This window comes from Winogradskyella sp. (genome assembly GCF_965656915.1).
Taxonomy (GTDB): Bacteria; Bacteroidota; Bacteroidia; order Flavobacteriales; family Flavobacteriaceae; genus Winogradskyella.
This window is the reverse complement of sequence record NZ_CBFHMI010000033.1, coordinates 16331-27387: the sequence shown is the minus strand read 5'-3', so window position 1 is coordinate 27387 and position 11057 is coordinate 16331. Positions and strand designations below refer to the sequence as shown.

At 33.0% G+C, this 11057-nt stretch carries 9 protein-coding genes; 3 read left to right on the top strand and 6 right to left on the bottom strand.

Annotated elements, in window-relative coordinates; all coding sequences use genetic code 11:
* Positions 1 to 16: 16 nt before the first annotated feature.
* From ACTG3Y_RS09230 to rnpA, 3 genes are read right to left on the bottom strand one after another with little or no spacing between them, the layout of a single operon-like run.
* Positions 17 to 1651, bottom strand: a complete 1635-nt coding sequence (locus tag ACTG3Y_RS09230) for a S41 family peptidase (protein WP_439152638.1) — start codon at positions 1649 to 1651, stop codon at positions 17 to 19.
* Positions 1652 to 1653: 2 nt separating this feature from the next.
* Complete coding sequence (locus tag ACTG3Y_RS09225) at positions 1654 to 2463, bottom strand: DUF4349 domain-containing protein (RefSeq protein WP_439152637.1); 810 nt, start codon at positions 2461 to 2463, stop codon at positions 1654 to 1656.
* Between the two features lie 7 nt (positions 2464 to 2470).
* On the bottom strand, positions 2471 to 2845 hold the full coding sequence (gene rnpA / locus ACTG3Y_RS09220; RefSeq protein ID WP_439152636.1) for a ribonuclease P protein component: 375 nt from the start codon (positions 2843 to 2845) through the stop codon (positions 2471 to 2473).
* Between the two features lie 141 nt (positions 2846 to 2986).
* On the opposite strand from rnpA, the gene ACTG3Y_RS09215 reads away from it, so the two are divergent.
* Both ACTG3Y_RS09215 and ACTG3Y_RS09210 read left to right on the top strand, forming a co-directional pair.
* Positions 2987 to 4831: a CBS domain-containing protein gene (locus tag ACTG3Y_RS09215; protein WP_439152635.1), complete on the top strand. Its 1845-nt coding sequence runs from the start codon at positions 2987 to 2989 to the stop codon at positions 4829 to 4831.
* Entirely contained in the window at positions 4821 to 6017 is a 1197-nt protein-coding gene (locus ACTG3Y_RS09210; protein WP_439152634.1) for a succinylglutamate desuccinylase/aspartoacylase family protein, read from the top strand. Before ACTG3Y_RS09215 ends, ACTG3Y_RS09210 begins: the two co-directional genes overlap by 11 nt.
* Before the next feature lie 49 nt (positions 6018 to 6066).
* On the opposite strand, the gene ACTG3Y_RS09205 is transcribed toward ACTG3Y_RS09210, so the two are convergent.
* The 3 genes from ACTG3Y_RS09205 to ACTG3Y_RS09195 all read right to left on the bottom strand — a co-directional run bounded on the left by ACTG3Y_RS09205 (position 6067) and on the right by ACTG3Y_RS09195 (position 10480).
* The gene (locus ACTG3Y_RS09205) at positions 6067 to 7911 is read right to left on the bottom strand and encodes a M1 family metallopeptidase (protein ID WP_439152633.1); all 1845 of its coding nucleotides are present in this window, start codon (positions 7909 to 7911) and stop codon (positions 6067 to 6069) included.
* Positions 7912 to 7997: 86 nt separating this feature from the next.
* Complete coding sequence (locus tag ACTG3Y_RS09200) at positions 7998 to 9608, bottom strand: S8 family peptidase (RefSeq protein ID WP_439152632.1); 1611 nt, start codon at positions 9606 to 9608, stop codon at positions 7998 to 8000.
* Between the two features lie 11 nt (positions 9609 to 9619).
* Positions 9620 to 10480: an MBL fold metallo-hydrolase gene (locus ACTG3Y_RS09195; RefSeq protein WP_439152631.1), complete on the bottom strand. Its 861-nt coding sequence runs from the start codon at positions 10478 to 10480 to the stop codon at positions 9620 to 9622.
* Positions 10481 to 10675: 195 nt separating this feature from the next.
* Between ACTG3Y_RS09195 and ACTG3Y_RS09190 the strand changes: the two genes are divergently transcribed.
* Entirely contained in the window at positions 10676 to 10987 is a 312-nt protein-coding gene (locus ACTG3Y_RS09190) for a DUF202 domain-containing protein (protein WP_439152630.1), read from the top strand.
* The last annotated feature ends 70 nt before the right edge of the window (positions 10988 to 11057 follow it).

Sequence of the window (11057 nt, the reverse complement as noted above, 5' to 3'; positions counted from 1 at the left end):
AATTAATTTTTAACTTTTATCTCAAAATGCCAGCATATTGAGACGGATTATTGAGTATACTTAAGGCTTTTTTAATTTCAATATTATTCGCCGTATAGTATGTATATAAGCCTTCACTATAGAAATAACGTTTAATAATTTCGTCAGTTAATAATGACTTTAATTGAGCCTTATTTTGATCTATAGCATTAGATTTATAAGCTTGCAATGCTGCATTTAAGTTATGATATTCTGAATCAATAACACCTTCTAATTCTTCTTCTTTCGCTATAGCAATAGCTTCGTTTAGAGCTTCTTCGGTTTTTGTTTTAAAATTAAAACCAGTTGTTTTTAAATAATTTTTAAAATCATTAAAATCAGTATCTGCCAGATTGAAGCTTTTTAAATCATCAACACTATTATTATAAAAATATTTAGTCGCATAATTAAAGACTAAATTTTCACTTAAAATTGCTTTGGTAATTGGTGTTTGTTTCGCAAACTCTACCTCTACATCTGGTTGTACACCACCTCCATCAAATACATCCCTACCATTTCTGGTTTTAAAGGCATTGTAATTCTCTTTTTTAGTTCTTGTGGCTTTACCTTTTTCATCTCTATTCCAGTAATCTAAAGCCTGTATACATCGACCAGAAGGAGTGTAATATCTCGATATGGTGATTTTCATTTGCGTACCGTAGGTTAATGGTTTAGGTCTTTGTACTAAACCTTTTCCAAAACTACGCGTACCTACTACAACCGCTCTATCCATATCTTGTAAAGCTCCAGATACAATTTCACTTGCAGACGCACTACTTCCATCCACTAATACCACTAAAGGGATTTCTGTGTCTATTGGATTACGTTGTGTATAATAGGTTTTATTGTATTTTTTAACTTTAGATTTTGTTGTAACCACCAATTGATTTTGAGGCACAAAAATATTAGTAACATTAACAGCTTCACTTAGTAAGCCACCTGGATTCCCTCTTAAATCTAGAATAAGTTGTGTGGCACCTTGATTTTTTAAAGCTCTAATAGCACTAATAGTTTCAGAAGAAGCTTTATTGTTAAATTTTCGAAGTACTACATATCCTGTTTTATCATCTATCATAGAGTAGTGAGGTACAGCCTTAATCTCTAAAGATTCTCTTATGATTTTAGTAGTATTGGTTTTACCCTGTCTTTTGTAAGTAATGTTAACCTCTGTTCCAGCTGCACCCTGCAGTAAATTTGCCGCATCGTCCTTAAAATCTGATACTACGACATTATCAACTTTAATAATTTCATCTCCAGCTTTTAATCCAGCCTTATCAGCTGCATAGTTTTTATAAGGCTCCACAATTACTAATTTATCCTTTAGAGTTAAAACCTTAGCTCCAATACCTGTATAATCTCCCGCATTGTTAATCCTCGAAGCTTGTACATCTTGTTCATTGTAAAAACGCGTATAAGGGTCTAAATCATCCAACATGCTTTTTATAGCAGTATCCATAAGTTCACCTGGATTTGTGTCATCAACATAATTCATGTTGAGTTCTTTAAAAAGCGTTGTAAATATTTCTATTTGTTTTGCAATTTCAAAGAAATCATTCTTAAATGCTGTAGTACTTAAAAACACTACAACCGCAAGTGTAGGAATGATTATTTTTTTCTTTAGTATTGTTTTCATCATTATTTTTTATTTCGTTTTGCAAGCCATTTTCGTATGATAAAAAATGCGATTATCACCACTAAAATGAAAGGCCATATATACAGAATTCCTAAAAAGAATACCGATAAACCATCGAAACCAGCAACTATAGCGTTCCACATTTTTGAACCATAGGATTTAGTAACACCGGTTTCAGAACTTATTTTATAGAATTGAATTTGTATTGTACTTAATGAAACTTTATTTTTCAGATACTTTAAGCGTCCTTGTTTGGCTTCAATTTCCTCCCTTATTTTAGACAGTTCACGTTCTATTTCTAATACTTCCTTTACATTCTTTGCCTTTTTTAATAAGTCCAGATAGCGTTCCTCTAGAGTTCTTTTAGCTTTAAGGCGCGCCTCCAGATCAATAAACTCTTCTGTAACATCTTTTGAAGAAATTCGTTTAGAGTCAAAAAAATCAACCGTACTACTAATGTCGTCTACAGCACTTTGAAAGTTATTCGTTGGAATTCTTAGTGTTATTAGCCTTGAAATTCTGTTGTAACCTTTATCTGCGGAATCATCTTGTATGTAGCCATTGTTCTTTTTTACAATAGCTACAATTTCTTGGTAGGATTTGTCTAAATCCTCAGTTTGAAATGCTAAATAAGATTCCTTAATTAGTTTTTGGTCAATATCTTGTTTTGATTCAACTTTTGCAGGACTTTCTAACATTGCAGATTCAAAATCCATATTTGAATCTGACCGATTCATAATACCTAATGATTCTGAATTATTAGAACATGCTAAAGGCAGTGTAAGTATAAAAAGTATAACAAGGTATTTCACGCTTAATTTATTTAGAAACAGATTTTGTAAATTTTTTTAACAATAATTTCATCGTCCTATCTATTTTATCAAAAGTTGTTCCATCTTTACTAATGTACAAAATCATAAACGCATAAGATGCCGAACTATTGTTAAAGTATAACGGTTTATTAAGTCTGTAAGCCTCACGCATAAGCCTTTTAATTGTATTTCTGCCAACCGCTGTTTTGTGTAAACGTTTACTAACCGAAACACCAGCTTTTAGTGCGCTGCCATCATCAAAAGAAGTTTCGAGATAAACAAGTCGTAGTGGAAACACCGTAACAGCTTTACCCTCATTGAATAACTGCTCAATGTTTTTTTTACTTTTTAATTTATCTTTTTTACCGTATTTAAACGACATTTTTTATACCTAATATTTAAATTATTAATGCTCTAATTACCTTTAAACACAGGACTTACAAGTTTATCCATGATAAAAGTCATATTTTAAATCTTATATTTAAAGTAAATTACAAGAACTAACTAAACCCACCTTATTATTATGGGACACTTAGATGTAAAACAACTTAAAAGCCCCAAAGATAAAGCATTATATATTCATCATCTTATAAAAGATTTAGAAGCCTTAGATATAATGCTAAAAAGAGGATTGATTGAAAAAGAACCCATTAGAATAGGTGCAGAACAAGAATTTTGTGTTGTAACTAACAGGTTTTTCCCTAATAAAAATAGTGTAGAAGTATTAGAAGCCATAGATGATGAACATTTTACAACAGAAATAGGAAAATATAATCTCGAAATAAATTCAGACCCTTTACTTCTTAAGGGCAATTGTTTTACACAACTCTATGATCAACTCAAATCGCTTTTGAAAAAGGGAGCGAAAGTGGCAAAAACAAAAGACACAAAAATTGTTCTCACAGGTATATTGCCTACATTGAGACTTAAGCATATTGGTGATAACTATATGACAGATAAGCCAAGATACCATGTTTTAAATAGCGCCTTAAAATCGTCTCGCCGAGAATCTTTTAATATTCATATAAAGGGAGTTGATGAGCTCAATCTTATACATGATTCTGTAATGTTAGAAGCTTGTAATACAAGTTTTCAGACACATCTACAGATTAACCCAGATGAGTTTGTAGATAAGTATAATTGGGCACAAGCGATTGCCGGACCAGTTTTAAGTAGCTGTGCTAATTCCCCTATTTTATTTGGAAGAGAATTGTGGGCAGAGAGCAGAATTGCCTTATTTACACAGAGTATAGATACAAGAGCTAATTCTTTTATTCATAACGAAAAGCAATCGCGTGTAAGTTTTGGGGTAGATTGGGAAAAAGGAACGGTAACGGACATTTTTAGAGATCATATTTCAAGATTTAGAAGTTTACTTACATCTGATGCGCACGATGATAGTTTAGAGAAATTAGACAATGGAGAAATCCCAAAACTGCGGGCGCTTCAACTTCACAATGGAACTGTTTACAAATGGAATAGAGTATGTTATGGTGTGGTTGGAGGTAAGCCACATCTTAGAATAGAATGCCGCTACATTCCTTCTGGACCTACATTGGTAGATGAAATTGCAAATATGGTTTTTTGGGTAGGTCTAATGTTGGGTCAACCTCAGAAATATGCTAATATTCAAGAAAAAATGGACTTTAAGGATGTAAAAAACAACTTTTTTAAAGCTGCCAGAAATGGAATGGAGACTCAATTTGTATGGAACAATGCCCTAATTTCAGCCAAAGACTTACTTATCGAAGAATTGTTACCAATCGCTGAAACTGGTTTAAAAAAGGCTAATATAGACAAAGCTGATATTGAAAGGTACCTGACGATTATTAGAAAACGCGCTTTATCTAATAATGGCGCTCAATGGATGGTGAATAATTATAGAAACCTTCAGAAAAGTAAAACTAATTTTGAGGCACTACAAAATATAACTGCTTACATGTATAAGCATCAGCTAGAAGAAATAACGGTTGATGAATGGGGTTTATTTGATCCGGATGATAATTTAAAAATTGATGTTAGCCGAATAGTAAAACATAATATGAACACCAAAATGTTATTAGTAGATCAAAAAGACAGCTTAGAATTGGTTAGTAATATCATGAAATGGAAAAACATTCACCACCTACCAGTTATAAATAAAAAGAAAGAATTAACCGGTTTATTAACCTGGACAGATTTGATAAAACTTGGAGATAAAGACTTACATTTATGTGTTAAAGATGTAATGACAAGGAATTTAATTACAATACCCCAGGAAGAACCAATAGAAGAAGCAGAACGACTTATGAGAATTCACAAAATTAATTGCCTACCAGTAGTTAGAAATAAAGAATTATTAGGAATATTAACGTCGAATGATTTATAAAATGATAGAAGTGAGTCTTAAAGAAGATAAGAAAGAAGTTGAAGCACCAAATCGAATTTTTCATCACATTGTTGGAGACAATCCTGGTTCAACCATTGTGTTTTTTGGAGGTATACATGGTAACGAATATGCAGGCGTGAAAGCCTTAAATAAAGTTTTAAAATTAATTAAACCTTCAGATGTAAATGGAGAAATTTATGGCATTTATGGAAATATAAAAGCTTTAGATAGAAACAAACGTTTTTTAAAATCTGACCTCAATAGAATGTGGACATTAAGACAATTAAGATCTATTGAAAATGAGGATAATTTAAATGACGAAGAACGAGAGCAAAAAGAACTTTTCCATTTTATTAATCAACTTTTTGCTACCAACAAAAGCCCACTTTACTTTATAGACTTACATACAACATCAAGCAAGTCGCTACCTTTTATAACGATAAATGATGCATTAATTAACAGGAAGTTTTCAAACTGTTTTCCTGTTCCGGTAGTTTTAGGAATCGAAGAATATTTAGATGGGCCACTATTAAGTTATCTTAACACTTTAGGATATGTGTCGTTAGGATTTGAATCTGGTCAGCATACAGATCCAAATGCGGTTACTAATGCCGCTGCATTTATTAATCTAGTATTAAAATATGCTGGCAATGTAAATTCTATTAATACAAGCACATATGAAAGTGTTTTAAAAAACGCTTCAAAGAATATTTCTTCAATTTTTGAAGTCATTTATAAATATCATATTAAACCACAGGAAGACTTTAAAATGGTTGAAGGCTTTGAGAGTTTTCAGAATATTAAAAAAGGAACCTTACTTGCTATTACAGACGGCATTAAAATATACTCAGAGCATAATGCGAAGCTATTTATGCCTTTGTACCAAAAGTCTGGAAACGATGGTTATTTTATTATTAGATCAATTCCGCGATTCTTCTTAAAACTATCAGAGGTACTTAGAAATATGAATGCAGACACTCTTTTAACTCTATTACCAGGTATTAATTGGTACGATAAAAAAACAGGTGTCTTAAAAGCTGATTTGTCAGTAACACGATTTATGGCTAAATCTATTTTTCATCTCTTTGGGTATAGAAACAAACAAATTGACAGTTCTCATTTATTATTGTATAACAGAGAACGTGTTTCAAAAAACGAAATGTATCGTAATGAAGATTGGTATTAATAAAAAAACCGCATCTAACTAGATGCGGTTTTTCATAATATCTTAATAATTATTCTGTAGGGAAGATGTTATTTTCTCTATTAATATCTGCCATTAATTGAGAATTATCTATTTCTACTGATTTTACCTCTTTATTCGTCTCAAAGGTATAAGTTGGCATTGCCCAAGCCCAATCGCTAATAATTGTAGCTGAAGTTGGTTTTTCGCCTCTCATCATTTGTAATGGAATATAAAACTCTTCTTTAGAACCATCTGTATAGGTTACTGTTAGATCAATAGGCATTGGCATTAATCCTATACGCTCTAACGTAATCGTATTTCCTTCAACAGCTTTTACACCATAATCTATAGTGTTTGTTGTTTGTGCAAAATCGATAAGATACCAGTCTAATTCAAAATCTGTAATACGCTCGGCTGTTCGCACAATATCTAAAGGTTTTGGATGCTTAAACGAAAAATCGTTAAAGTACTTCTTAATTGTTTTGTCAAGATTGTCTTGCCCAATGATATAGCCCAATTGCGCCATAAATACGGCTCCTTTGCTATATGCAGCGGCACCATAAGCACCATTTAAGGCGTATCTATCTGCATGAGTCGTTAAGGGTTGTTCAAAACCAGAGTTAGCCAACCTTAAATAACTCCTATATGAGCCACTAAAAGGGTTGTCTCGTTTCTCTTCTCTCAAGGAATTCATAGCCAATGCCGAAATATAACTTGTAAAACCTTCATCCATCCACTCATGTTTAGCCTCATTGGTTGCTAATAAAAATTGAAACCAGGAGTGTGCTAATTCATGCGAAGCTGTTCCAAGTAATCCTCCAAAATTAGCTCCGCCAGTGATTAGTGTACACATAGCATATTCCATTCCACCATCACCACCTTGTATAAATGAGTATTGATCGTATGGGTAATCACCAACATTTTCGCTAAAAAACCGCATTAACTTAACCGCTTGTGGCTGAAGTTTTTGCCAGTTATCCTGAGTTTCAGTATCTCCTGTATATAAAAAATGTAATAATGGGCCATCAGGTACTTGCATGGTGTCATGGATATAATCTGGATCAGCAGCCCATGTAAAGTCGTGCACATTTGGTGCCTTAAAATGCCAGGTTAGTTTATTTCCTTTTGGCTTATTAACATTTCCTGTTTCGTATCCGTAACCAATTTCATTAGCGTTTTGTAAATATCCAGTACCTCCAATAATATAGGATTTATCAATAGTAATTTTTACATCAAAATCACCCCAAACACCGTGAAACTCTCTTGCTATATAAGGATCTGCATGCCAACCCTCAAGATCATATTCTGCTAATTTTGGATACCATTGCGTCATAGATAGTGCGATGCCATCAGCATTATTTCTTCCAGATCTACGAATTTGCTTTGGTACCTGTCCATCAAAATCCATATCAAAAGTTATCTTTTCACCTGGCTGAATAGGCTTATTTAATTTTACTTCTAAAATCGTTCCTACAGTTTCGTAGGAAAGCGCAACACCATCTTGCTTTAAGGAATTAACTTTTATATAACCTATTTCATTTGGTTCAAGCTTACTTATTCTGTCTGTTACTCTTCTATCAGGATCTTGAATAGTACGTGAGCGAACATCCATTTCACTTCCTGGTTGAAAAGCATTAAAATATAAGTGGTAATATACCCTGTTTAATACATCCGGAGAATTATTGGTATATACCAGTTTTTGCTTCCCTTTGTATTGAAACGAATTGACATTCATATCAATTTCCATTTTATAATCTACATGCTGTTGCCAATAAGAAGAATTTGTAGGAGATTTTGGTGTTTCTGGTGTGGAAGGGCCTTGCGCAATGATATCTGAGCTTCCACACGAACTTATAAGTGCTAAACCAACAAGGCTAAAAAAGAACTTTTTCATATTTAATTTTTGAGGATAATTCAATGGTATTCATCGTCTGTAAAGTTGAGAGATGAATACCATTTTAAAAATAATTTATTAAAGGTTTATTTAATTTTTGATGCCATAATTAAGGCATTGTAGGCGTTTGCAATTTTACCAGATTTAGATAAATCAGCAAAAGCTTTTACGTTATTAGCATCTCCACCGACAACAACTTGAGTGGATAATGGTAACCCTGAATCTACAATAACTTGCTTAACCTGTGCCGCAGTTAGTTTAGGGTATTGCGAACGTACTAATGCGGCAATACCCGCAACACCAGGCGCAGCCATTGATGTACCACTATTGTAATCATACTCGTTTTCTGGCATAGTAGAGTAAATCGCAGAACCTGGAGCAAAAACATCTACATTCTTTTTGCCGTAATTAGAAAAGCCAGATATTAATTTAGACCCATACTTTTGAGTTAAGGACCCAACTCTGATATATGTATTAGAAATCTCTACAAAATCTACATTATCGTCAGGAAAATTTGGTTTAACATCAATATTATTACTATCGTTTCCTGCAGCATGTACAAAAACCACATCGTTATCGGATGCATATTTTATAGCGTCTCGTACCCATTCTGAATGTGGCGAAAATGATTTTCCAAAACTTCCATTAATTACCTTTGCCCCGTTGTCTACGGCATATCTAATAGCTAAGGCTACATCTTTATCATATTCATCACCATTTGGTACAGTTCTTAACGACATAATCTCAACATTATTAGCTACACCGTTTGCGCCCATACCATTATTTCTTTCTGCAGCTATAATACCAGCAACGTGTGTGCCGTGAGCCTCATCTTTTTTGACTGGTTTAACATTACCATTACCGTAACCAATGGCTGATAAATCATTAATATCATCATTAGTTTTACGACCAGAGAAATCCTTATTTAAGTGATAATTTAAGCGCTCATTAATTTGTACTAAAGCACCGTTTATTTGTTCTTTTGCCTCTGACATAGACAATCCGTTTGTATTAAGGTTTTTAGCAACTTGAATAGCTTGTAGTACATTTTGATCTTCTGTTTCAATAGCGTTTATATCATCCATTGTATATTCTGTCTTGTTTAAATGCTTAGACAGTGCCTCGTCAGCATTTTTTACAGCTTGTGCTATCTGATCGTACTGAGTTTTTCTTCCTAACCATTTTTGATATTCTGATTCGTGTAGCTCTACAGCTTCCTGATACCTAGGGTCTGATGTGTTACCAGATGCTATTAAACGAACATATTCCAATTGTTCATCATAAGCGTCTCCTAAAAAATTCCAACCGTGTATGTCATCTACGTAACCGTTATTATCATCATCTTTTCCGTTATTAGGAATTTCATCTTTATTAGTCCAAACAACTCCATCTAAATCTTCATGGTCGATATCAATTCCTGAATCTATAACGGCAACTATGACCTTTTTGCCTTTTTTGTTTTTTATAATTTCTTCATAAGCTCTATCAACAGCCATACCAGGAATAGTGTCTTGTTCTAGGTCTAAATGTCCCCAATTCTTTTTCTCGGCCTCAGTTAAATCGCTAACTTTTAATGGAGATGTATCTATGTTTTCAACAGGCGTAGACAGGACATCTGCGGTTGATCCACAACCAAAGAATAATGTGGTAACTAGTGCTAAGCAGGCTATTAATCTGTAATTAAAATAATATTTCATTTCTTTATTTTTTAGTTAAAAATATCGTTGCAAGTATATTTGTTATTTAAGCGCACACCTTTCTCGGTGTGTTTAACGGTTATTATTTCGTTATGAGCATCATGCTCTAGAAATAAGTAAAAATCATTATCAGCAGCTATTTTTAAAAACAACTCTTTTTCATCCAGAGTTAATAATGGTCTTGTATCATAACCCATTACAAAGGGTAATGGCAGATGACCAGCAGTTGGCAATAAATCTGCCATAAAACAAATGGTTTTCCCGTTATATTTAATCATAGGTATCATCTGTTTATCTGTATGTCCATTTGCAAAAAAAATATCGAAGCCTAATTCACTATTTTTTAAGATATGTTCTTGCGGCAGAGATGTAAAATTGAGCTGCCCAGATTCTTCTATCGGGAGAATATTCTCTTTTAGAAACGATGCTACTTCTCTGCGATTAGGTTCTGTTGCCCATTTCCAATGATCTGCATTAGACCAAAATGAGGCATTTTTAAATGCCGGTTCATAACCCGTTCTATCTTTATTCCATTGAATACTTCCTCCACAATGATCAAAATGTAAGTGAGTCATAAAAACGTCAGTTATATCATCTCTATGAAAACCATAAGATGCTAATGACTTATCAATAGAGTCATCTCCCCACAAATAATAGTAGCCATAAAACTTATCGCTCTGTTTATTACCCATGCCTGTGTCTATTAAAATCAATCGCTTTCCATCTTCAATTAACAAACAACGTGCCGCAATATCAATCATGTTATTATTATCTGCGGGATTTGTTCTTTGCCAAAGAGACTTAGGCACAACACCAAACATGGCACCACCATCAAGTTTAAAATTACCAGCTTGTATTGGGTATAGTTGCATTTGTATTATCAATTTTACAGAGATGCAAAATACTAAAAGTGTCTAAAATAAAAGACGTAAACTAAATTAATTAAAGGATAATTAACAATTTAATAAGTGTGAATTTCTAGAATTTAAAATAATAATTACATTTATAAACTATGCTTAACTTAAATTGTAAAAAATATGGCAAAGCCTAAGCTCAAGATTAAAAAAATGAAATTATTAAGATTTGGTCGAGACTTTGAACCAGACGAGCAAGTAATTTTAAGGGACTATCTAGCCATAGAGCGGACACGTCTTGCTAACGAAAGAACCTTATTGTCTTACGTGAGGTCTTCACTGTATCTGTTGTTAGGGAGCATTGCTTTTTTTCAGCTAAAGGAGTTTTCTAATTTTGAATATTTAGCCTTAACAGCTCTAATATTTAGTACCGTCTTTTTTATTATTGGAGTGTATAGGTTTACCCTTTTAAAAAGAAGTTTAAAACGATTATACTATAAAACTGAATTAGAGGAAAAACCATAAGCCCTTATAAGTTATTATCCATTTAAAAAGGTTTGCTAAAATTCAATACTGTATTTGATTTCTCTATCAT